The 23418-nt window shown below is 67.1% G+C and carries 17 protein-coding genes and 3 rRNA genes; 17 read left to right on the forward strand and 3 right to left on the reverse strand.

Features of this window, described 5'->3' with window-relative positions:
- Positions 1-805: 805 nt before the first annotated feature.
- The 12 genes from OHA05_RS20395 to OHA05_RS20450 all read left to right on the forward strand — a co-directional run bounded on the left by OHA05_RS20395 (position 806) and on the right by OHA05_RS20450 (position 13856).
- Positions 806-2331: ribosomal RNA gene (locus OHA05_RS20395) — 16S ribosomal RNA — on the forward strand.
- A 308-nt stretch (positions 2332-2639) separates the two neighbouring features.
- Positions 2640-5763: ribosomal RNA gene (locus OHA05_RS20400) — 23S ribosomal RNA — on the forward strand.
- Positions 5764-5851: 88 nt separating this feature from the next.
- A 5S ribosomal RNA gene (rrf, locus tag OHA05_RS20405) occupies positions 5852-5968 on the forward strand.
- The 16S, 23S and 5S rRNA genes sit together here, the layout of an rRNA operon.
- Positions 5969-6062: 94 nt before the next feature.
- Positions 6063-6884 carry a hypothetical protein gene (locus tag OHA05_RS20410; RefSeq protein ID WP_328861370.1) on the forward strand — a complete coding sequence of 274 codons (822 nt, stop codon included), beginning with the start codon at positions 6063-6065 and terminating at the stop codon, positions 6882-6884.
- A gap of 19 nt (positions 6885-6903) precedes the next feature.
- Positions 6904-7548 (forward strand): HAD family hydrolase, encoded by a 645-nt coding sequence (locus OHA05_RS20415; RefSeq protein ID WP_313944899.1) that lies wholly within the window; start codon positions 6904-6906, stop codon positions 7546-7548.
- 64 nt (positions 7549-7612) lie between these two features.
- The gene (locus tag OHA05_RS20420) at positions 7613-8863 is read left to right on the forward strand and encodes an MFS transporter (RefSeq protein WP_328861371.1); all 1251 of its coding nucleotides are present in this window, start codon (positions 7613-7615) and stop codon (positions 8861-8863) included.
- Positions 8814-9989, forward strand: coding sequence for an acetoin utilization protein AcuC (locus tag OHA05_RS20425; protein ID WP_328861372.1), 1176 nt, complete (start codon positions 8814-8816; stop codon positions 9987-9989). The genes OHA05_RS20420 and OHA05_RS20425 overlap by 50 nt, the downstream gene beginning before the upstream one ends.
- A gap of 159 nt (positions 9990-10148) precedes the next feature.
- Positions 10149-10964, forward strand: coding sequence for a phosphatase (locus OHA05_RS20430; RefSeq protein ID WP_328861373.1), 816 nt, complete (start codon positions 10149-10151; stop codon positions 10962-10964).
- Positions 10965-11092: 128 nt separating this feature from the next.
- Positions 11093-11305: a helix-turn-helix domain-containing protein gene (locus OHA05_RS20435; RefSeq protein WP_014046653.1), complete on the forward strand. Its 213-nt coding sequence runs from the start codon at positions 11093-11095 to the stop codon at positions 11303-11305.
- 122 nt (positions 11306-11427) lie between these two features.
- Complete coding sequence (locus OHA05_RS20440) at positions 11428-11526, forward strand: 30S ribosomal protein bS22 (protein WP_003948845.1); 99 nt, start codon at positions 11428-11430, stop codon at positions 11524-11526.
- A 164-nt stretch (positions 11527-11690) separates the two neighbouring features.
- Positions 11691-12779 carry an NAD-dependent epimerase/dehydratase family protein gene (locus tag OHA05_RS20445; protein ID WP_313944895.1) on the forward strand — a complete coding sequence of 363 codons (1089 nt, stop codon included), beginning with the start codon at positions 11691-11693 and terminating at the stop codon, positions 12777-12779.
- A 15-nt stretch (positions 12780-12794) separates the two neighbouring features.
- A complete protein-coding gene (locus tag OHA05_RS20450; protein ID WP_328861374.1) occupies positions 12795-13856 on the forward strand; it encodes a lysophospholipid acyltransferase family protein in 1062 nt (353 codons plus the stop codon).
- 69 nt (positions 13857-13925) lie between these two features.
- Here the strand turns inward: OHA05_RS20450 and OHA05_RS20455 are convergent, their stop codons facing one another.
- From OHA05_RS20455 to OHA05_RS20465, 3 genes are all read right to left on the reverse strand, one after another.
- Entirely contained in the window at positions 13926-15128 is a 1203-nt protein-coding gene (locus tag OHA05_RS20455) for a DUF5667 domain-containing protein (RefSeq protein ID WP_328861375.1), read from the reverse strand.
- 219 nt (positions 15129-15347) lie between these two features.
- A complete protein-coding gene (locus OHA05_RS20460; protein WP_313944892.1) occupies positions 15348-16139 on the reverse strand; it encodes an ECF subfamily RNA polymerase sigma factor, BldN family in 792 nt (263 codons plus the stop codon).
- Between the two features lie 289 nt (positions 16140-16428).
- Positions 16429-17370 (reverse strand): HAD family hydrolase, encoded by a 942-nt coding sequence (locus OHA05_RS20465; RefSeq protein ID WP_313944891.1) that lies wholly within the window; start codon positions 17368-17370, stop codon positions 16429-16431.
- Positions 17371-17526: 156 nt separating this feature from the next.
- Here OHA05_RS20465 and OHA05_RS20470 point away from each other — a divergent pair, with 156 nt between their 5' ends.
- From OHA05_RS20470 to OHA05_RS20490, 5 genes are all read left to right on the forward strand, one after another.
- Positions 17527-17802 carry a glutaredoxin family protein gene (locus tag OHA05_RS20470; RefSeq protein WP_313944890.1) on the forward strand — a complete coding sequence of 92 codons (276 nt, stop codon included), beginning with the start codon at positions 17527-17529 and terminating at the stop codon, positions 17800-17802.
- Positions 17803-18152: 350 nt separating this feature from the next.
- Positions 18153-18881, forward strand: a complete 729-nt coding sequence (locus tag OHA05_RS20475; protein WP_142214354.1) for a redox-sensing transcriptional repressor Rex — start codon at positions 18153-18155, stop codon at positions 18879-18881.
- Positions 18878-20536, forward strand: a complete 1659-nt coding sequence (locus OHA05_RS20480; protein WP_313944889.1) for a glutamyl-tRNA reductase — start codon at positions 18878-18880, stop codon at positions 20534-20536. The genes OHA05_RS20475 and OHA05_RS20480 overlap by 4 nt, the downstream gene beginning before the upstream one ends.
- Positions 20533-21492 carry a hydroxymethylbilane synthase gene (hemC, locus tag OHA05_RS20485; protein WP_328861376.1) on the forward strand — a complete coding sequence of 320 codons (960 nt, stop codon included), beginning with the start codon at positions 20533-20535 and terminating at the stop codon, positions 21490-21492. The genes OHA05_RS20480 and hemC overlap by 4 nt, the downstream gene beginning before the upstream one ends.
- A complete protein-coding gene (locus OHA05_RS20490; RefSeq protein WP_313944887.1) occupies positions 21489-23147 on the forward strand; it encodes a uroporphyrinogen-III synthase in 1659 nt (552 codons plus the stop codon). The genes hemC and OHA05_RS20490 overlap by 4 nt, the downstream gene beginning before the upstream one ends.
- The last annotated feature ends 271 nt before the right edge of the window (positions 23148-23418 follow it).

Raw genomic sequence — 23418 nt, forward strand, 5'->3', positions numbered from 1 at the left:
CGCACCGAGCGGCCGGCCCCCAGGGGAGGGAGAAACGAAAACGGCCGCCGAGGCGGCGGCCGTTGGGTGCATACGTGCGTGCCGGCCGCCGTCAGGCGGCCCACCACTGAAGGAAGCACGTACGCGAGGTCATGCAGCAGAGGCTACGGCACCGGGCGCCGGTTGACACGGCAAACGCGGGTACGTAGTGTTCTCCGAGTTGTCCGACGTGAGCACCGACTTCGGTTGGTCCCCGGACAGCCATTCCGCAGGACACACTACGAGCGAGCGACACTTCGTCGCTTGTCTTTCTGTGCGCGTTTGCGAAATGAGGAATCTGCGTTCGAACGGACGCAGCCCCGATTAGCGTCGGGGCGGATGATTCCGCTAAAGTCTCACTCGTCGGAACGGCCCAACAGCCGGAATGACAACCCGAGTTCGACCGGGAATCAGGCCCGAAAGGATCTGATAGAGTCGGAATCGCCGGAAAGCCGAAAGGCCGGAAAGCAGCCCCGCCGACTGGGGAATCGGACACGAAAGAGTCTGATAGAGTCGGAAACGCAAGACCGAAGGGAAGCGCCCGGAGGAAAGCCCGAGAGGGTGAGTACAAAGGAAGCGTCCGTTCCTTGAGAACTCAACAGCGTGCCAAAAGTCAACGCCAGATATGTTGATACCCCGTCCATCTTCGGATGGCGAGGTTCCTTTGAAAGTCCTGCCGGCCCTTGTGGTTGGTAGGCAATGACACAGCGAGGACGCTGTGAACAGTCGGTCCTATTCCGATCGGCTGTTCCGCTCTTGTGGTGTTCATCCCGATTACGGGAAAACATTCATGGAGAGTTTGATCCTGGCTCAGGACGAACGCTGGCGGCGTGCTTAACACATGCAAGTCGAACGATGAAGCCCTTCGGGGTGGATTAGTGGCGAACGGGTGAGTAACACGTGGGCAATCTGCCCTTCACTCTGGGACAAGCCCTGGAAACGGGGTCTAATACCGGATAACACTCCTTCCTGCATGGGGAGGGGTTGAAAGCTCCGGCGGTGAAGGATGAGCCCGCGGCCTATCAGCTTGTTGGTGGGGTGATGGCCTACCAAGGCGACGACGGGTAGCCGGCCTGAGAGGGCGACCGGCCACACTGGGACTGAGACACGGCCCAGACTCCTACGGGAGGCAGCAGTGGGGAATATTGCACAATGGGCGAAAGCCTGATGCAGCGACGCCGCGTGAGGGATGACGGCCTTCGGGTTGTAAACCTCTTTCAGCAGGGAAGAAGCGAAAGTGACGGTACCTGCAGAAGAAGCGCCGGCTAACTACGTGCCAGCAGCCGCGGTAATACGTAGGGCGCAAGCGTTGTCCGGAATTATTGGGCGTAAAGAGCTCGTAGGCGGCTTGTCACGTCGGATGTGAAAGCCCGGGGCTTAACCCCGGGTCTGCATTCGATACGGGCTAGCTAGAGTGTGGTAGGGGAGATCGGAATTCCTGGTGTAGCGGTGAAATGCGCAGATATCAGGAGGAACACCGGTGGCGAAGGCGGATCTCTGGGCCATTACTGACGCTGAGGAGCGAAAGCGTGGGGAGCGAACAGGATTAGATACCCTGGTAGTCCACGCCGTAAACGTTGGGAACTAGGTGTTGGCGACATTCCACGTCGTCGGTGCCGCAGCTAACGCATTAAGTTCCCCGCCTGGGGAGTACGGCCGCAAGGCTAAAACTCAAAGGAATTGACGGGGGCCCGCACAAGCAGCGGAGCATGTGGCTTAATTCGACGCAACGCGAAGAACCTTACCAAGGCTTGACATCGCCCGGAAAGCATCAGAGATGGTGCCCCCCTTGTGGTCGGGTGACAGGTGGTGCATGGCTGTCGTCAGCTCGTGTCGTGAGATGTTGGGTTAAGTCCCGCAACGAGCGCAACCCTTGTTCTGTGTTGCCAGCATGCCCTTCGGGGTGATGGGGACTCACAGGAGACTGCCGGGGTCAACTCGGAGGAAGGTGGGGACGACGTCAAGTCATCATGCCCCTTATGTCTTGGGCTGCACACGTGCTACAATGGCCGGTACAATGAGCTGCGATGCCGCGAGGCGGAGCGAATCTCAAAAAGCCGGTCTCAGTTCGGATTGGGGTCTGCAACTCGACCCCATGAAGTCGGAGTTGCTAGTAATCGCAGATCAGCATTGCTGCGGTGAATACGTTCCCGGGCCTTGTACACACCGCCCGTCACGTCACGAAAGTCGGTAACACCCGAAGCCGGTGGCCCAACCCCTTGTGGGAGGGAGCTGTCGAAGGTGGGACTGGCGATTGGGACGAAGTCGTAACAAGGTAGCCGTACCGGAAGGTGCGGCTGGATCACCTCCTTTCTAAGGAGCATCTAGATCTCGCAAGAGATCCAGAGCCACTACGTCGGCAAATGTTCGACGGTGGTCAGCTCATGGGTGGAACGTTGACTATTCGGCACGATCGGTCATCCGGTTGTCAGTACTGCTCTTCGGAGTGTGGAACGCGGCGGAGGGTTGATTGTGCCGGGCGCGCTGTTGGGTATCTGAGGGTACGGGCAGAAAGTTGTCTGAACCTTCGCGATGCCGGCCCCAGTGAACTCGCTGTTTTCAGCGGGGTGGTGGGTGGCTGGTCGTTGCTTGAGAACTGCACAGTGGACGCGAGCATCTGTGGCCAAGTTTTTAAGGGCGCACGGTGGATGCCTTGGCACCAGGAACCGATGAAGGACGTGGGAGGCCACGATAGTCCCCGGGGAGTCGTCAACCAGGCTTTGATCCGGGGGTTTCCGAATGGGGAAACCCGGCAGTCGTCATGGGCTGTCACCCGCTGCTGAACACATAGGCAGTGTGGAGGGAACGAGGGGAAGTGAAACATCTCAGTACCCTCAGGAAGAGAAAACAACCGTGATTCCGGGAGTAGTGGCGAGCGAAACCGGATGAGGCCAAACCGTATGCGTGTGATACCCGGCAGGGGTTGCGCATGCGGGGTTGTGGGATCTCTTTATCATCGTCTGCCGGCGGTGAGACGAGTCAGAAACCGTATGGATAGGCGAAGGACATGCGAAAGGTCCGGCGTAGAGGGTAAGACCCCCGTAGCTGAAATTCATGCGGCTCGTTTAAGAGACACCCAAGTAGCACGGGGCCCGAGAAATCCCGTGTGAATCTGGCGGGACCACCCGTTAAGCCTAAATATTCCCTGGTGACCGATAGCGGATAGTACCGTGAGGGAATGGTGAAAAGTACCGCGGGAGCGGAGTGAAATAGTACCTGAAACCGTGTGCCTACAAGCCGTGGGAGCGTCGCGCGAGGAACTTGTTCCTTGCGTCGTGACTGCGTGCCTTTTGAAGAATGAGCCTGCGAGTTTGCGGTGTGTTGCGAGGTTAACCCGTGTGGGGAAGCCGTAGCGAAAGCGAGTCCGAATAGGGCGACATAGTAGCGCGCTCAAGACCCGAAGCGGAGTGATCTAGCCATGGGCAGGTTGAAGCGGCTGTAAGAGGTCGTGGAGGACCGAACCCACCAGGGTTGAAAACCTGGGGGATGACCTGTGGTTAGGGGTGAAAGGCCAATCAAACTCCGTGATAGCTGGTTCTCCCCGAAATGCATTTAGGTGCAGCGTCGTGTGTTTCTTGCCGGAGGTAGAGCACTGGATAGGCGATGGGCCCTACCGGGTTACTGACCTTAGCCAAACTCCGAATGCCGGTAAGTGAGAGCACGGCAGTGAGACTGTGGGGGATAAGCTCCATGGTCGAGAGGGAAACAGCCCAGAGCATCGACTAAGGCCCCTAAGCGTACGCTAAGTGGGAAAGGATGTGGAGTCGCAGAGACAACCAGGAGGTTGGCTTAGAAGCAGCCACCCTTGAAAGAGTGCGTAATAGCTCACTGGTCAAGTGATTCCGCGCCGACAATGTAGCGGGGCTCAAGCGTACCGCCGAAGTCGTGTCATTCGTACACATATCCCCAACGGGAGTACGGATGGGTAGGGGAGCGTCGTGTGCCGGGTGAAGCCGCGCCGGAAGGCAGTGGTGGACGGTTCACGAGTGAGAATGCAGGCATGAGTAGCGATACACACGTGAGAAACGTGTGCGCCGATTGACTAAGGGTTCCTGGGTCAAGCTGATCTGCCCAGGGTAAGTCGGGACCTAAGGCGAGGCCGACAGGCGTAGTCGATGGACAACCGGTTGATATTCCGGTACCCGCTTTGAAACGCCCAATATCGAGCCCATTAATGCTAAGCCCGTGAAGCCGTTCCGGACCCTTCGGGGAAAGGAAAGTGGTGGAGCCGGCGATCCAAGGTGGTAGTAGGTAAGCGATGGGGTGACGCAGGAAGGTAGTCCAGCCCGGGCGGTGGTAGTCCCGGGGTAAGGGTGTAGGCCGAGGGGTAGGCAAATCCGTCCCTCGTTAAGGCTGAGACCTGATGCCGAGCCGATTGTGGTGAAGTGGATGATCCTATGCTGTCGAGAAAAGCCTCTAGCGAGTTTCATGGCGGCCCGTACCCTAAACCGACTCAGGTGGTCAGGTAGAGAATACCGAGGCGTTCGGGTGAACTATGGTTAAGGAACTCGGCAAAATGCCCCCGTAACTTCGGGAGAAGGGGGGCCATCACTGGTGAGAGGACTTGCTCCTCGAGCTGGGGGTGGCCGCAGAGACCAGCGAGAAGCGACTGTTTACTAAAAACACAGGTCCGTGCGAAGCCGTAAGGCGATGTATACGGACTGACGCCTGCCCGGTGCTGGAACGTTAAGGGGACCGGTTAGTACGCTTTCGGGCGTGCGAAGCTGAGAACTTAAGCGCCAGTAAACGGCGGTGGTAACTATAACCATCCTAAGGTAGCGAAATTCCTTGTCGGGTAAGTTCCGACCTGCACGAATGGCGTAACGACTTCTCGACTGTCTCAACCATAGGCCCGGTGAAATTGCACTACGAGTAAAGATGCTCGTTTCGCGCAGCAGGACGGAAAGACCCCGGGACCTTTACTACAGTTTGATATTGGTGTTCGGTTCGGCTTGTGTAGGATAGGTGGGAGACTGTGAAGCGGCCACGCCAGTGGTTGTGGAGTCATCGTTGAAATACCACTCTGGTCGTGCTGGATGTCTAACCTGGGTCCGTGATCCGGATCAGGGACAGTGTCTGATGGGTAGTTTAACTGGGGCGGTTGCCTCCCAAAGGGTAACGGAGGCGCCCAAAGGTTCCCTCAGCCTGGTTGGCAATCAGGTGTTGAGTGTAAGTGCACAAGGGAGCTTGACTGTGAGACCGACGGGTCGAGCAGGGACGAAAGTCGGGACTAGTGATCCGGCGGTGGCTTGTGGAAGCGCCGTCGCTCAACGGATAAAAGGTACCCCGGGGATAACAGGCTGATCTTCCCCAAGAGTCCATATCGACGGGATGGTTTGGCACCTCGATGTCGGCTCGTCGCATCCTGGGGCTGGAGTCGGTCCCAAGGGTTGGGCTGTTCGCCCATTAAAGCGGTACGCGAGCTGGGTTTAGAACGTCGTGAGACAGTTCGGTCCCTATCCGCTGTGCGCGTAGGAATATTGAGAAGGGCTGTCCCTAGTACGAGAGGACCGGGACGGACGAACCTCTGGTGTGCCAGTTGTCCTGCCAAGGGCATGGCTGGTTGGCTACGTTCGGGAGGGATAACCGCTGAAAGCATCTAAGCGGGAAGCCTGCTTCGAGATGAGTATTCCCACCTCCTTGAGAGGGTAAGGCTCCCAGTAGACGACTGGGTTGATAGGCCGGATATGGAAGCCCAGTAATGGGTGGAGTTGACCGGTACTAATAGGCCGAGGGCTTGTCCTCAGTTGCTCGCGTCCACTGTGTTAGTTCTGAAGTAACGAACTGTCGAACCCCCGTCTGTGTGGGTTCCGGGTCGATATCTTCATAGTGTTTCGGTGGTCATTGCGTTAGGGAAACGCCCGGTTACATTCCGAACCCGGAAGCTAAGCCTTTCAGCGCCGATGGTACTGCAGGGGGGACCCTGTGGGAGAGTAGGACGCCGCCGAACAATTTTTAGCCTCAACCCCCGGACCATGTCCGGGGGTTGAGGCATTTTTGCGTTGTGCGTCAGACGCTGAGCAGTGCCTCAGTACATTGGCGGCATGTGCATATCGGCGGCCGAAGCGATGTTCTCCGGGACGACTCTCTATGCGGGACGGCGCAATCATCCGGATCACGGGCTGATCCATGTCATCGGATATCAGAACACCGCGGAGAACCTGTCCGCCGGGCCTAATGCGATGGTTCTCCATCTGCCGGCCGTGCACATGACCCCGGACCACTTCATCGACGTCGGGCGGGACGCCGACATCCTGGAGCGCATGGTCGATGCCGTGCGGCCCGTCCCGGCGTCGGCGCCGGCGGTCATGGACTGGATGGGGGACGACGACCGGACCCGCGCGGTCCATGTCTTCGAGCACGACGTCTACACCGTCGTCCTGGCCTCCGACCCGGCCCTCATCCCCGCGGCGCTCGGCCAGGTGCCCGCGCACCGGCGGCCGGCCCTCACACCCGAGCTGTTCGCGTTCTACGCGGAGCGGTACCCGACGCACACCATCGCCCTGTGCTGCTTCGACAACGCACAGGCGCAGCGGGCCAAGCCCCTGCTCATGTGGTACGAGCCACTCGACGCCGGGCAGTTGGCGCTTCCGGCGCTGGACTGTCACACCGGTGGGGCTCCCGACCTCGAGGCCGAGGTGGAGGTCGACCACTGGGTGCTGTTCGGGACGGACGAGGCCACCGGTCTGTGGGGCGGGGTCGTCGACTACCGGGTGGGGATGCGGCACCGGCTGCGGGAGTTCCTGCCGGACACCGTGGTGGGCCGTCGCTTCGAGGGGGCCATGCCCAACGGGGACTTCGTCGTCGACCACGAGGACCTGCTGACCGGAGGCCTGGACGCAGTGCGCCGCGTGGGGCCCGCCTGAGGCTCCTTAGGGTGGGGCCATGCGCTATGAACTGGTCATCTTCGACAACGACGGTGTGCTTGTCGACAGTGAGCCGATCTCGAACACCATCCTCGCCGGCTACCTGACCGAGCTGGGGCACCCCACCTCGTACGAGGACTCGCTGCGTGACTACATGGGGGCGGCTGTGCATCGTGTGCACGACCTCGTGCTGGAGCGGACCGGTAAGCGACTGCCCGAGGACTTCGACGACACGCTGCATGCTCGTGTCTTCGCCGCTTTCGAGCGGGAGTTGGTGGCTGTCGACGGAGTGACCGAGGTGCTGGGGAAGCTGGTGGCCGAAGGGGTGCCGTACTGCGTCGCGTCGTCGGGGAGCCACGAGCGGATCCGCGTCGGGCACCGGAAGACCGGGCTGGATCTGTGGTTCCGTGAGGGCAATGTCTTCAGTGCGCAGGACGTGGGCCGGGGGAAGCCGGAGCCGGATCTGTTTCTGCACGCGGCCGAGCGGATGGGTGTTGCCCCGGAGCGCTGTGTCGTCGTGGAGGACAGCCCGCTCGGAGTGACCGCGGCGAAGGCGGCCGGCATGGATGTCTACGGGTTCACCGCGATGACGGCCGCCGAGAAGCTGGCCGGTGCGAAGGGGTACTTCGGGTCCATGGCCGAGCTGCCCGAACTGCTCGTCTGATCCGGCCGATTGGTTGCGTGATCGATCTACCGCTGGGTAGGGCATCGGCCTACGCTGTCCGGCCATGACGGATGCGCGGTTGGGGCAGCGGTTGCGGCGTGGTCGCGCCTCGTTGGCGTTGAGCTTCTTCGCGCAGGGAGTGGCGTTCGCGCTGCTCGTGACGCGTATACCTGCGGTGCAGGACCGGTACGGGATATCCGACGCCCTGCTGCCCGTCTTCCTCGCGGCGGTGCCGATTCTCGCCGGTGCGGGGAGCGTGGTCACCGAGCGGCTGGTGCGGCGGATCGCCCCCAGTGCCGTACTGCGGTGGTCCCAGCCGGTGGTGATGCTGGCGCTGCTGGGGGTCGCCGCCGGGACCGACGTGTGGCAGGTCGCGGTCTCCCTCGGGGTCTTCGGGCTCGCGGTGGGTGCGCTGGACGCGTCCATGAACATGCTCGGGGTGAGCCTTCAGCGGGCGTACGGACGCAGCATCATGCTCGGTTTCCACGCGGCGTACAGCCTCGGTGGGATTGCCGGCGCCTCGCTGGCGTGGGCGGGGGCGCACTGGGACCTGTCGCTGTTGGTCTCGTATCTGCCGGTGGTGGGTGTGCTGCTGCCGGTGGTGCTGGTGGCGAGCCGGTGGTACGCCGACCAGGAGCCGGTCCCGCAGACACAGGCGCAGGCGGGGGAGCGCGACGGGGCGGGTGTCGGGTTCCGGTTGCTGCTGCCGTTCTGCCTGGTGATGGCGTTCGCCTACATCGGGGACTCGACGGTCTCCAACTGGAGCGCGAAGTATCTGCAGGACGTGCTCGGGAGCTCGGAGGAGGTCGCGACCGTCCCGTACAACGCGTACATGGTGACGACCCTGCTGGGCCGGGCGGTGGGCGACCTGGGCGTGCGGCGGTTCGGTGCCGTGGCGGTCGTGCGGTGCGGGACGGTGCTGGCGGCGGCCGGGTTCGCCGTGGTGGCGGTGGCTCCCGGGCCCGCGGTGGGGATTCTCGGCTTCACCCTGCTGGGGTTCGGGTTGTGTGTGATCGTGCCGCAGACGTTCGCCGCGGCCGGACGGCGGGCGGTCGAGGCCGGGGGGCCCGGGGCGAGCGATGCGGCGGTGGCCAGGCTCAACGTCTTCAACTATGTCGGATTCCTGGTCGGTTCACCGCTCGTCGGGGCGCTCGGGGACGCCTGGAGCTATCGGTGGGCGATGGTCGTGCCGATGGTGTTGGTGCTGGTGACGTTGCGGTACGCCCGCTCGTTCGGCGCGGAGCCGGCCGGATACGGTGGCGGGCATGAGCGGCCGCGGATTGTTGATGTGGGACGAGGCGGTAACGAAGTATGACTTCGGGAGCAGCCATCCGATGGACCCGGTGCGGCTCGCGCTGACCATGGGGTTGGTGCGGGCGTACGGGCTGGACCGTGCGCTGGACGTGGTGTCCGCGAAGTCCGCCGGGGACTCCACGCTCCGGCTCGTGCACCGTGAGGACTATGTGGCGGCGGTCCGGGCGGCTTCGGCGGACCCGAAGTCGGCGGACCAGTCGTACGGGCTCGGCACGATGGACGATCCGGCCTTCGCGGGGATGCACGAGGCGTCCGCGCTGATCGCGGGGCAGTCGGTCGGGGCCGCGGAGGCGGTCTGGCGGGGTGAGGCCGCGCACGCGGTGAACTTCGCGGGCGGTCTGCACCATGCGATGCCCGGTGCGGCCTCGGGGTTCTGCATCTACAACGACGCGTCGCTGGCGATCGCGCGGCTGCTGGAGCTGGGTGCGGAGCGGGTCGCGTACGTCGATGTGGATGTGCACCACGGGGACGGCGTCCAGGCGGCGTTCTGGGACGATCCGCGGGTGCTAACGATCTCGATGCACGAGCATCCGCGGATGCTGTTCCCCGGTACCGGCTGGCCGGAGGAGACCGGCGGGGACGGTGCGGCGGCGGGCAGCGCGGTCAATCTGGCGCTGCCGGCCGGGACCGGCGACGAGGGCTGGCTGCGGGCGTTCCATGCGGTGGTGCCGGAGCTGCTGGCCGACTTCAGGCCGGACGTCCTGGTGACGCAGCACGGGGCGGACACGCACTTCGAGGACCCGCTGGCGCATCTGGCGGTGTCGTTGGACGCACAGCGGGCGGTACAGGAGTCGTGCCATGCGCTGGCCCACGACCATGTGGACGGCGGCCGGTGGGTCGCGCTCGGGGGCGGCGGGTACGCGGTGGTGGACGTGGTCCCCAGGTCGTGGACGCATCTGGTGGGGATCGCCGGACATGCGCCGGTGGACCCGGAGTCGGTGATCCCGTCGACGTGGCGGGACGAGGTGTACGCGCGGACGCGTCAGCTGGGGCCGGGACGGATGACGGACGGCCGTACGCCGACGTGGCGCGAGTGGGAGGCGGGTTACGACCCGGCGGACCGTCTGGACCAGGCGGTGCTGGCGACGCGGCGGACGGTGTTCCCGCTCAGGGGGCTGCTGCCGTAGGCGGACTGCCCCGACCGGCACCGGCGGGTGAGCGGCACCGAGTGGCGGCCGCGCGGCCGTACGGCACTGCTCCGTCCGCCCTTACTCCCGTTACGCCAACCGTGCGGTCACTCCCTCCTTTTCGTACGGGCCCGCGTCCGCTGCGGGAGCATCGGGAGCGTGTTGAGTACCGGAGCGCTGCGGGCGCATATTCTGGCGGCCCGGTTGGCCGGGTCCGTCGCCACGTCGCGGGAGGCGAGTCTGCGCAGTTACCGGCTCTTCGCCGCGCGTGATCCCCGCGCCACCCTCGGACTCCTTCCCGAACGGGACTGGAGCGAGCGGGAGTTGATCGCTCTGATGGCCGACAGGTGTGGTGTTTCGGACGATCCCTCCTGTGTCGACGGGCCCGACGTCATCGACCCCGAGCGGACGCTGACCGCACTCGCCGCCTTCGCCGAACGGCTCGGTGCCGTTGCTGCTCGTGGGGGAGCTGTGCTGCTCGGGACCGGGCATCCGCACCGGCTGCTCGGGTTCTACGCCGGGCTGGCAGACGCTTTGTCGGCGGCGGGCTGCGTCGTTCTCACCCCCGCGCAGGGGCGATGTGTCGACATAACGACCCGGTTCGGCGTACGCACGTACAACCTTGAGTACGTACGGGGCGTCGCGATGGTGCGCGAGGCCGGCGCCCGGGGCGCCGCGAGTGAGACCGGCGCACACTCCCATTCCCCCCTGCCGGTTCGGGTCGCCCTGGAGGGTGTCGCGGAGGGCCAAGGGCCCCTGCCGGACCTCGTCGTGGGTGACCACGGCTGGGTCTGCGGGGCAGGTCAGCTGGGGATTGACGCGATCGGGCTCGCCGACACCGACGATCCGGCGCTCTTCGTGGGGGAGGCCGAGGGGCAGGTGTCCGTGGTCGTTCCGCTTGATGACGCTGTGCGGTCCGATTACTACCTACCGCTGACGCGCTATGTACTCAATCGAGCGTGTCTGTCACAGTAGGCGGCCGATCGCTGCTCCTCTTCCCCACTCGCACCACCCGCCCCTAGTCTGGGGAGTGAGCGCACAGCGACGAAGAGTCACCGGAGGGGAAGCCGGTGTGCGTCATGTGCGGAAGGTACAGGTGGGTCATGGCTGCTGGCAGCGAGAGGCCTCTCAACGAGGTCAAGTTCCTTACCGTGGCGGAGGTCGCCTCGGTGATGAGGGTGTCGAAGATGACCGTGTACCGGTTGGTGCACAGTGGTCATCTGCCGGCCATCCGGGTGGGGAGGTCCTTCCGGGTACCGGAGCAAGCGGTTCACGAATACCTCCGCGAGTCCTTTGTGGGGGTGGAATCCGCGTAGCCCGAGCAGGGCGGCTGCCCTCGGATTACAAGCTCGGGGTTATGGCGGGTAGGCTAGGCCGACGTAGGTCGTGTGGGCCCAGACGCCCCGCACCGAGTGAAGAGAAGTGAGCGAGGGTAGTCGTGGGCTCTGTTATCAAGAAGCGGCGCAAGCGGATGGCGAAGAAGAAGCACCGCAAGCTGCTCAAGCGCACCCGCGTTCAGCGTCGTAACAAGAAGTAGTTCGTTACGGCAGCTGTACGTGTCATCACGGCCCCTCCACCGTTTCGGTGGAGGGGCCGCGGTGCGTCCACTGGCGAAACAGCGTCGTGCGGTCATCACAGCGCAACACCGAACCGCTACGGTGACGGATAAGGGTGGGGTGGACCTAAGGGAAGGCGCTGATCTTGGGCAAGGTCGTGCTCGTCACCGGTGTGGCCCGGCAGCTCGGAGGGCGGCTGGTACGGCGCATCCTCCGGGATCCCGGAGTGGACCGGGTGATCGGTGTCGATGCGGTGGACCCCGAGCACCATCTGGGCGGTGCCGACTTCGTACGCGCCGACATCCGCCAGCCGGCCATTGCGCGGGTGCTGGCCGAGCACGACGTCGACACGGTCGTGCACATGGACGTGACCGGTACGCCGCTCGGCGCCGGCGGCCGGACGACGGTCAAGGAGACCAACGTCATCGGCACCATGCAGCTGCTCGGGGCCTGCCAGAAGTCGCCGACGGTCAAGCGGCTGGTGATCAAGTCGAGTACGAGCGTGTACGGCTCGGCACCCCGCGACCCCGCGGTGTTCACCGAGACCACACCGCCCAAGTCCCTGCCCAGCGGCGGCTTTGCGAAGGACGCTGTCGAGGTCGAGGGGTACGTCCGCGGGTTCGCCCGCAGACGCCCGGACGTCGCCGTGTGCGTCCTGCGGTTCGCGAACATCCTCGGCCCGTGCGCCGATTCCCCGCTGGCTGAGTTCTTCTCGCTGCCCGTCATGCCGACCGTCTTCGGCTACGACCCGCGGCTGCAGTTCGTCCATGAGGACGATGTGATCGACGTGCTGCGGATCGCGCTCGACGAGCCGCGGCGCGGCACACTCAACAGCGGCACGTTCAACATCGCGGGCGACGGAGTGCTGCTGCTCTCGCAGTGCTCACGGCGTCTCGGGCGGCCGACACTGCCGGTTCTGCTGCCCGCGGTCACCTGGGTCGGCTCCGCGCTGCGTACGCTCGGTGTCACGGACTTCTCGCCCGAGCAGATCCGGCTGCTGACGCACGGCCGGGTGGTGAGTACGACGCAGATGCGCGAGACCCTGGGCTTCCAGCCGAAGTTCACGACCGCGGAGGCCTTCGCGGACTTCGCCCGCAGCCGGGGGCCGGGGCTGCTGCCGCCGGAGGCCCTGGCGGACGCCGTGGACCAATTGGCGGCGGCGCTGCCGGTCGGCGCCGGCCGGTCCGCCGGTCCGGCCTCCTCCCCCCAGACGACTCAGAGCGACGCCGAATAAGGAGCGCAGCCAACGATGGCGGACGCCAAGGTCATTCCGTTCGACGACGACCGTTCGCGCGGCAGCGCGCAGCGTGCTGCGCGACGGCGCCCCACGGGCGGCACGAGCCGGCGCAAGGCCGATCCCGGCGGTATGCGGGAGATGCCCGTGAGCCCGCTGCCCGCACAGCAGCCGGTGCTGAAGGCGTCGGACGCCGCCGAGCCGGAGCCGCCGGTGCAGCCGTCGGTGGAGCGGGGCGGCGGCTGGGACCGGCGGATCGCCGGCGGGCTTGCGTTCCTGCGCCGCCGGATCACCGGGGACTACGAGGTCGACGAGTTCGGCTACGACGAGGACCTCACCGACCAGGTCCTGATGTCGATGGTCCGGCCGCTGTACGAGAAGTACTTCCGTGTCGAGGTGAAGGGGATCGAGAACATCCCCTCCGACGGCGGAGCGCTGGTGGTGGCCAACCACTCGGGCACGCTGCCGCTGGACGGTCTGATGATGCAGGTCGCCGTCCACGACAACCATCCGGCGGGCCGTCATCTGCGGCTGCTCGCCGCGGATCTGGTCTTCATGCTGCCGGTGGTCAATGAACTCGCCCGCAAGGCCGGGCACACGCTGGCATGCTCCGAGGACGCCGAGCGGCTCCTTCAGCGCGGTGAGGTCGTCGGGGTGATGCCGGAGGGCTTCAAGGGCATCGGGAAGCCGTTCAGCGACCGCTACAAGCTTCAGAGGTTCGGGCGGGGCGGGTTCGTCTCCACGGCGCTGCGGGCGGGGGCTCCGATCGTGCCGTGCTCGATCGTGGGGGCGGAGGAGATCTACCCGATGATCGGCAACGCGAAGACGCTCGCGCGGCTGCTGGGTTTCCCGTACTTCCCGATCACGCCGACGTTCCCGTGGCTCGGTCCGCTGGGTGCGGTGCCGCTGCCGACGAAGTGGACGATCCAGTTCGGGGAGCCGATCCCGACGGACGGATATCCGCCGGAGGCGGCGGAGGACCCGATGCTGATGTTCAACCTGACGGACCAGGTGCGGGAGCAGATCCAGCACACGCTCTACAAGCTGCTGGTGCAGCGGCGGTCGGTGTTCTTCTAGCGTCTGCCGTTCGGCTCAGCACATGCCGGAGGGGCTGGATTTCTCCAGCCCCTCCGGCCTTGCTGTGTGTCAGTTGTCGTCCTCGGCCTCCAGGCCGAGACCCGGCAGGATTCCCGGCAGCAGCGGCGGGATGGTGATGTCCGGCTGCGGCGGGAACGGGTCCTTGCCCGAGGGCGAGGGTGTGTCGCCGTTCGTCGGAGGGTCGAGCAGATCGCCCGGGTCACCGCCGAGCAGACCGTCGTCCGACGCTTCACCGGAACCCGAGGGCTTCGGCTGGCCGGCCTCGCCCGGACGGGACTCGCCCGTGCCCGGCGCGGACGGTGTCGTACGACTGCTGCCCGGGCTCGATGTGCGGTCCGAGTCCTGCGAGGAGGCTCCGGGACGCTGACCGCCGCCACGGCTCTGCTCCGGGGCGCGGGGCAGCAGCGACTGAAGCGGCTCGACCTCTTGGTCTATGGCGTCGAAGACGTCGTTGACGTCGTCGCCGACATCGGTCAGCTGGGCCGGCAGCCGGTCCCGCAGCCCGTTCCACGCGTCACGGTGGGCGCGTGAGAACGAGTTGAGCTTCTGGATCGGTCCGAGCGAGCCGTCCCGTTCGTACGCCTCGTGGAGCAGCCGGTGGCCCTCGCCCGCGTCGTGCCGCACGCCGGTGAGGGCGCGGCGGACCTCGCCCAGTGATTCGTGGTCCAGGGCGCCCGCCCGTCCGCGCTCCATGAGGCGGCGGGCCTCACTGAGCCGGGTGGATGCCTGGTCGAGGTACAGCTCGCCGCGGTCGGACTCGCCTTCCGCCATACCGAGCCGGATGTCCTCCATGCCGCGCTTCAGCCCGTACAGCGTGTCACCTGGAAGGGCGTCGGAACTGGCAGCGGCCACTCCGCTGAAGGCTCCCGCGGCGACACCGACGGTCAGACCGCCGGCCGCGAGACCCTTCGACCAGCGGGAGCGTGGTCGCAATTTCCGGAGCGGGGAAGCCCGATGGGCGCCGCGGCCGGTCGTCCGCTGCTCGGGCACCGTAGGGCCCGCGGACCTGCCTCCCGAGGCCGTGCCTTCCTGGAGCATGGCTTCCATGGCGGCTACGAGCTGCGCTCGCTGCACCACTTTGACCTCGGGATCCATTACCGGTCCCGGCAGCTCGCCGAGACCGTTCGCCAGCGCCAACAGCCGTCCGTGCTCGGTCGGTTCGACCGCATCATCCGGCTGCTCGGCCGCCTGATCTTCCAAGGCCTGGGCGAAGGCGTTCGCCCGCCGGTGCGCCGAAACGTTCGCGATCACTGGCGGCACCTCCTCTCGTCATGACGGTCGACTCCCCTCGGGGTCCGGAAGGTTGCACACCTTGAGCGCAACCACACGATCGAGTGAGTGGCTGCGGGCACGGCGTGACCACAGGGAGCCTGCATCCCGCACAACGAGCGTCGCGGCACTTGGGTTACGCGCGAAAGATGATCGGACCAGTGCGTCATCGTGGCGTCACCGATTGTGAGTTGGGGTCGGTCAGCGGGCGTCGTCGGGCAGGAGGCGGGCCAGGGTGCGTACGGCACGGTACTGGAGGGTCTTGATCGCACCCTCGTTCTTGCCCATCACCCTGGCGGTCTCCGCGACCGACAAGCCTTGCAGGAAGCGCAGAGTCACGCATTCCTGCTGCTGAGGATTGAGTTTCTTGACGGCTTCCAGCAGCGCGGCATTGGACAGGGACTCCAGGACGGAGTCCTCCGGACTGCGTTCGACCTCGTTGGCGTCGAGCATCTCGCCGGTCGTGACCTCCAGCCGGAAGCGGCTGGACTTGAAGTGGTCGGCGACCAGGTTCCGCGCGATCGTGACCAGCCAGGCCCCGAAGTCGCGGCCCTGCCAGGTGAAGGTGGAGATTCGGCGCAGGGCCCGCAGGAACGTCTCACTCGTGAGGTCCTCCGCCGTCGCCTTCCCGCCCACCCGGTAGTAGATGTAGCGGTAGACAGTGTCGCTGTACTGGTCGTAGAGACGGCCGAATGCTTCCGCCTCGCCCGCCTGGGCGCGTTCGACCAGCTCCATCATGCGGGCGCTGTCGCTGTCGGCGCTGGGCCGGCGGGCGGTGGTCGAGGCGCCGGAGCCGCCCCGGCTGCTCCGTCTGCCGACCGCGCGGCCGTCGGCCAGGGCGTAGCAGGGAGCGGCGGGGCCGCTGGTGGCGAGGCGGGGCATGGCAAGGGCGGGGCCGGCGTACGCGGTGGGGACGAAACCGCGCAGGTGGTCGAGGACCGCCGCGCGGAGCGTAGCCAGGCCCGAGGCGTCAACCCCGACGTGTGGGTACACGGGACTCCCAGAGGCAGAGCTTCCATCACGTGCAGTGCGGGAATGTTCACCCGTCGTGGCGACTGGTGGGTTCCCGTATGCGTTTGAGGAGAATAACGCTTCGTACAGGCAGTGCTACACCCAGTTGCTCAAATCATCGTTTCCGTCGCTTCTGTTACGCCTCGGTGGCGGTTCAAGTAGCAGATCGTGAACGTTTGTTGATCGAAAAGCTTCGCGATATGACTCATCGCAGGGTGCGCCGCAGCCTGTTCCCTGCGGCCGGGAGCGTCCCGGATCGTCGCTCTGCGTGTCAGCGGCGGCGGCGGTGCAGGGCGACCGCGGCGGCCGTACCACCGGCGATGGCGCCGACGCCGGCCGCCGCCGGGATGCCGACCTTGGCCGCCTTGCGGCCGGTGCGGTAGTCACGCAGTCGCCATTCGCGCTCGCGTGCGTGCTTGCGCAGCTTCGTGTCCGGATTGATCGCATACGGATGCCCGACGAGCGAAAGCATCGGGATGTCGTTGTGCGAATCGCTGTACGCGGCGCAGCGGGCGAGCTCCAGGCCCTCGGCCGCGGCCAGGGCGCGGACCGCCTCGGCCTTCGCCGGGCCGTGCAGCGGCTCGCCGACGAGCTTCCCGGTGTAGACGCCGTCGACGGACTCGGCGACCGTGCCCAGTGCGCCGGTCAGGCCGAGGCGGCGGGCGATGATCGTCGCGGTCTCCACCGGGGCGGCGGTCACCAGCCAGACCTTCTGGCCCGCGTCCAGGTGCGCCTGCGCGAGCGCGCGGGTGCCGGGCCAGATGCGGTCGGCCATGTACTCGTCGTAGATCTCCTCGCCGATGCTCATCAGTTCGGAGACGCGGTGCCCCTTCACGATGGACAGGGCGGACTCGCGGACGTCCTGCATGTGCTCGGGGTCCTCGACCCCGGCGAGCCGGAACCAGGTCTGCTGCCAGGCGAATCTGGCCAGCTCACGGCGCTGGAAGAACTTCCGCTTGTACAGGCCGCGGCCGAAGTGGAAGATCGCGGCGCCCTGCATCACGGTGTTGTCGAGGTCGAAGAAGGCGGCGGCCCGATCGTCCCCGAGGACGGGGAAGTCGGGTTCGGCGGGCGGGGCGAAGCCGTCCAGCGTGCCGAATTCGTCGAGCTGCTGCGACGTCTTGCGCGCTGCCTCGGCTGCTGCCTCGCCGGCGAGCACGCTCCTTGCGGTGGCGGAGCGCCTACGGGGGGTGAGCCATCCCAGTGCGGCCATGGCGTGAGCATAGCCAGTCTGTTCGGGACTTCCCGACACGCCGGTGTGCCATGGCGTGAACTCTGCGCGACCGCTCTGTTAAACGGGTGATGCCGCTCTGCCGGGGGGCGCGGCGCGGGGGACCGGGCAGGCCGTGCACGGGCGGAGAATGGCTCCATGAGTCCTCTGTTGCGGCGCGCGAAGAAGAAGCCCGGCGAGCGAGTGGTGACGCTGATCGGCAAACCGGAGTGTCATCTGTGCGACGACGCCCGGGCGGTCGTCGAGGAGGTGTGCGCCGAGACGGGCGCGTCGTGGGAGGAGAAGGACATCACCCAGGACGAGGCGCTGCACCGGGCGTACTGGGAGCAGATCCCGGTGGTGCTCGTCGACGGCGAGCAGCACACGTTCTGGAGGGTGGACCCGGGGCGGCTGCGGCGCGCGCTGGGGGCCTGACTCCCCCTTATGGCCGACTGCGGCGCCGCGCACGGCCGCGGGGGGCTGTTCGGCGGGTGTTCCGGCACTGTCACGGCTCTATCGGGACGCGAGGGGGACAGGGCACAGTAGACGGTCTCGGGGCGTATACGTGAGGAGTGTGTACGGGTTTGCCCCCTTCGGAGCCCCAACGGGCCGATGCGGTTCGAGGTTCCAGGTTCACGCGCGCGAAATGCGTGACCCCGGTCACTTTGCGCGGACAAAACGGACACCATCTTTGTGCACGCGTTCACAAAGACATAGCCTGCATTCGACGGGGCGGTCTTGGAACACACGGCCGCCTGCAGCCTCGCTCATCCCGCAGGAGCACCGTGGCAACTGGCCGAAATCACCGACCGGCGACCCGTAGCCGAGGAATCCCCGAGGCCACCGTCGCCCGGCTTCCGCTGTACCTCCGCGCCCTCACGGCGCTGTCCGAGCGTTCCGTGCCGACCGTCTCCTCCGAGGAGCTGGCGGCCGCGGCGGGCGTGAACTCGGCGAAGCTGCGCAAGGACTTCTCCTACCTCGGCTCGTACGGCACCCGGGGCGTCGGCTACGACGTGGAGTACCTCGTCTACCAGATCTCCCGCGAGCTGGGGCTCACGCAGGACTGGCCCGTGGTGATCGTCGGTATCGGTAACCTCGGCGCCGCGCTCGCCAACTACGGCGGCTTCGCCTCCCGTGGCTTCCGGGTCGCCGCGTTGATAGACGCGGACCCGACGATGGCCGGCAAGCCCGTCGCCGGCATCCCCGTCCAGCACACGGACGAGCTCGAGAAGATCATCAGCGACAACGGTGTGTCGATCGGCGTCATCTCCACGCCCGCCGGTGCCGCCCAGCAGGTGTGCGAGCGGCTGATCGCCGCCGGTGTCACCTCCATCCTCAACTTCGCCCCCACCGTCCTCTCCGTGCCCGACGGCGTCGATGTGCGCAAGGTCGACCTCTCGATCGAGCTGCAGATCCTCGCCTTCCACGAGCAGCGGAAGGCCGGCGAGGAGGCCGAGGCCGCGGCAGGCCGGAAGGGACCCGACGGGGACATGCCCGCCGTGATGCCGGCATGAGCCTCCTGGTCGTCGGACTGAGCCACCGCAGCGCGCCGGTCAGCGTGCTGGAGCGGGCGTCGCTGTCCGCGGACGCGCAGGTCAAGCTGCTGCACGACACGCTCGCCGCGGAGCCGGCGGCGGAGGCCGCGGTGCTGGCCACCTGCAACCGCATCGAGCTCTACGCCGACGTGGACAAGTTCCACGCGGGTGTGGCCGAGCTGTCCACCCTGCTCGCGCAGCACAGCGGGGTGGGGCTGGAGGAGCTCACCCCCTATCTGTACGTGCACTACGAGGACCGTGCGGTGCACCACCTGTTCTCGGTGGCGTGCGGGCTGGACTCGATGGTCGTGGGCGAGGGGCAGATCCTCGGCCAGATCAAGGACGCGCTGGCGCTGGGGCAGGAACTGCACACCGCCGGGCGGCTGATCAACGACCTGTTCCAGCAGGCGCTGCGGGTCGGCAAGCGCGCCCACAGCGAGACCGGGATCGACCGGGCCGGGCAGTCGCTCGTGACCTTCGGCCTGGAGCAGCTCGCGGAGGGCGCGGACGTCGAGAAGTGGGCGGCGGACAAGCGGGTGCTGGTGATCGGCGCCGGCTCGATGTCCTCGCTCGCCGCGACGACGCTGGCGCGCCTCGGTGTGGGCGAGCTCGTCGTCGCCAACCGGACGCTGGACCGCGCTGAACGACTGGCCTCCGTGCTCGCGGAGACGGGCGGGGTGACCGCGCGGGCGGTGCCCATGGCTGCGGTCGCCGACGAACTGACACGTGCCGATGCGGTGGTGTCCTGCACCGGAGCGACCGGTCTCGTCCTGACGGCGGAGTCGGTCGCGACCGCGCTGGCCGAGCATGTGGTGCCGGTGGGCGCGGACGCCGCGTCGGCGGTCCAGGACCTGCGCGCGCCCGACGGCAGCCTGGTCGCGCGGCTGGCCGAGTTCGCCGCGCGGGACGGGCGGGTCGCGGACCTCACCGTCGGCGCCGAGCCCCGGGTCCCTGCCCCCGATGCCGCGACGCAGGCCGGGTCCGCGAGCGGCGAGGCCGTCTGTCCCGTGGGACTGGACGAGCTGCACGTCGCGGAGACGCTGGCCCAGCACGGCGCCTGGATGGAGAACGCCGAGCGGACCCTGCCGCGCAACCCCGCACCCGTGCGCACCAACGGCGCGGTGCGTATCGGACTGCTCGATCTCGCCATGCCGCGGGACATCGATCACGCCGTCCACCGGCTCCCCGGTGTGCGGCTCGTCGACATCGAATCGCTCGCCGAGGCGTCCGCCGACGCCCCGATGGCCGCCGATGTCGATCAGGTGCGCAGCATCGTGTCCGACGAGGTCGCCGCGTTCGGTGCCGCCCAGCGGGCCGCGCGCATCACGCCGACCGTCGTCGCGCTGCGCACCATGGCCGCCGATGTCGTCGCCGGTGAGATCGCGCGCCTGGAGGGGCGGCTCACCGGTCTCGACGAGAAGCAGCGCGCCGAGATCAACCAGACCGTCCGCCGCGTCGTCGACAAGCTGCTCCACGCGCCCACCGTGCGCGTCAAGCAGCTCGCCAGCGAGCCCGGCGGCGCCGGATACGCCGACGCACTGCGGACGCTCTTCGACCTCGACCCGGAGACGGTCGCCTCCGTCAGCCGGGCCGACATGAATGACGCAGACGTCAAGAACCGAGGGCGAGTATGACCGAGAGGGCACTGAGACTCGGGACCAGGCGCAGCAAGCTCGCCATGGCCCAGTCCGGGCAAGTGGCTCAGGCGGTGCGCCAGTTGACCGGCCGTGCCGTCGAGCTCGTCGAGATCACCACGTACGGGGACACCTCCCGTGAGCATCTCGCGCAGATCGGCGGTACGGGGGTCTTCGTCACCGCGCTGCGGGACGCCCTGCTGCGGGGTGACGTCGACTTCTGCGTTCACTCGCTGAAGGACCTGCCCACCACGCAGCCCGACGACCTCACGCTCGCGGCCGTGCCGCGGCGCGAGGACGCGCGGGACGTGCTGGTGGCGCGCGACGGACTGACCTTCGACCGGCTGAACGACGGTGCCCGCATCGGCACCGGTTCGCCGCGGCGGATGGCGCAGCTGAACGCATACGCCCGCGCGCACCACCTGCGCATAGAGACCGTGCCGATCCGGGGCAACATCGACACCCGGATCGGATACGTACGAAGCGGGGAGCTGGACGCGGTGGTTCTCGCCGCCGCCGGGCTCCACCGCATCGGAAGGATCGAGGAGGCGACCGACTTCCTGTCGGTCGACTTCGTCCTGCCGGCCCCCGGCCAGGGGGCCCTGGCGATCGAGTGCACCGCACAGAACGCGGAACTCGCCGCCGTACTCGCCGAGCTCGACGACCCGTACACCCGGGTCGCCGTGACCGCCGAGCGTTCCCTGCTCGCCGCCCTGGAGGCCGGCTGCAGCGCACCTGTGGGTGCGCTTGCCGACCTGTTGGCCGACGGACAGGTTGTCACCGAAATGCGCCTGCGCGGCGTCGTCGGCACCACCGACGGCTCGACGCTGGTGCAGCTGTCCACCACCGGTCCCGTACCCACGTCGCACGGCGACGCCATCGCGCTCGGTCGCGAACTCGCGTCCGAGATGCTCGCCAAGGGTGCGGCCGGTCTTATGGGGGAGCGAGCACTTTGAGCCCCATCGCCAATCCGACTTCGGCGTTCTCGGCACACGGGCACGTCACTTTCCTCGGCGCCGGTCCCGGCGACCCCGGACTGCTGACACTGCGCGCCGTCGAGGCACTCGCGGGAGCCGACGTACTGATCGCCGAGCCGGATGTACTCGACGTCGTACGCGGCCATGCGCGGGCGAGCGTGAGCACGCCTGAACTGACGGTTGTTGACGATGCGTCAACAGCCGCCGGAATCCCCGTACTCAGGGATGCGGCCAATCTTGTCATGGAGGCCGCGCGCGGCGGCAAGCGGGTCGTCCGTGCCGTGACCGGTGATCCGGGACTGGACACCGACACAGGTCAGGAGATGCTGGCCTGCGCCGCGGAGGGAATTCCCTTCGAGGTCGTGCCCGGTGTCGCCACCGCGGTGGGCGTACCCGCGTACGCCGGTGTACCGCTGCGCGACGCCCAGGGCACGGACGTCCGGTTCGTCGACGCCCGTACCGCGAGTGAGCGGTGCTGGACCGAGATCGGCGCCAGCGACGGGACGGTCGTCGTCTCCAGCACGCTCGAGACCGTCGCCGCGGCGGCGGGCGAGCTGGTGGCCGCGGGCCGCAAGCCCGACACCCCGCTGACCGTGACGGTCGCCGGTACGACGACCCGTCAGCGGACCTGGACCGCGACGCTCGGCACGATCGCGCAGACCCTCAAGCAGGCGAAGGTGCTGCCTTCGCCCGAGGGGCACCGGTCCGTCATAGCCGTGGTCGGTGAGCGCAGCTCGGCTGCTCAGCGCGACCAGCTCGCGTGGTTCGAGTCCAAGCCGCTGTTCGGCTGGAAGGTGCTCGTGCCGAGGACCAAGGAGCAGGCGGCGTCGCTCTCCGACCAGCTTCGTTCCTACGGCGCGGTGCCGCACGAGGTGCCGACGATCGCCGTGGAGCCGCCGCGGACGCCGCAGCAGATGGAGCGGGCGGTCAAGGGGCTCGTCACCGGACGGTACGAGTGGATCGCCTTCACCTCGGTGAACGCGGTCAAGGCGGTCCGGGAGAAGTTCGAGGAGTACGGGCTCGACGCGCGTGCCTTCGCGGGCATCAAGGTCGCGGCGGTCGGCGAGCAGACCGCGGCGGCGCTGGTCGACTTCGGTGTGAAGCCCGACCTGGTGCCGAGCGGTGAGCAGTCGGCGGCGGGTCTGCTGGAGGACTGGCCGCCGTACGACCCGGTCTTCGACCCGATCGACCGGGTGTTCCTGCCGCGCGCGGACATCGCGACGGAGACGCTGGTCGCGGGCCTCATCGAGCTGGGCTGGGAGGTCGACGACGTCACGGCCTACCGGACCGTGCGGGCGTCGCCGCCGCCGGCGGACACGCGTGAGGCGATCAAGGGCGGCGGGTTCGACGCGGTGCTGTTCACGTCGTCCTCGACGGTGCGGAACCTGGTCGGGATCGCGGGGAAGCCGCACAACGTCACCGTGATCGCGTGCATCGGTCCGGCGACCGCGAAGACGGCGGAGGAGCACGGGCTGCGGGTGGACGTGCTGTCGCCGGAGCCGTCGGTGCATCGGCTCGCCGAGGCGCTCGCGGAGTTCGGGGCGCGGAGGCGGGGTGCGGCGCTGGAGGCGGGCGAGCATGTGACGCGGCCGTCGGAGAGACGACCGGGGGGTCGTCGCCGCCGCACGACCTGACACTGCGGGAGGGCCCGCGCCCCTGTTCCGGCTGCCGCCGGGGTGGGGGTGCGGGCCCTTTTGCGTGCGGGGCAGGTTCAGCCCGTCCGGCGTGCTCCACGACGGTGGTGCGGCCGGTTCCCGGGGCGCTGCCCCGGACCCCGCGCCTCAATCGCCGGCGGGGCTGGATGTGCGGGCCCAGCCCATGGTGGGGCTGGTTGTGCGGGCAAGTTGAGCCCGTCCGGCGATTGAGGACACGCCCGTAGGGCGTGCCCCACGACGGTGGTGCGGC

Source organism: Streptomyces sp. NBC_00306 (genome assembly GCF_036169555.1).
GTDB lineage: Bacteria > Actinomycetota > Actinomycetes > Streptomycetales > Streptomycetaceae > Streptomyces > Streptomyces achmelvichensis.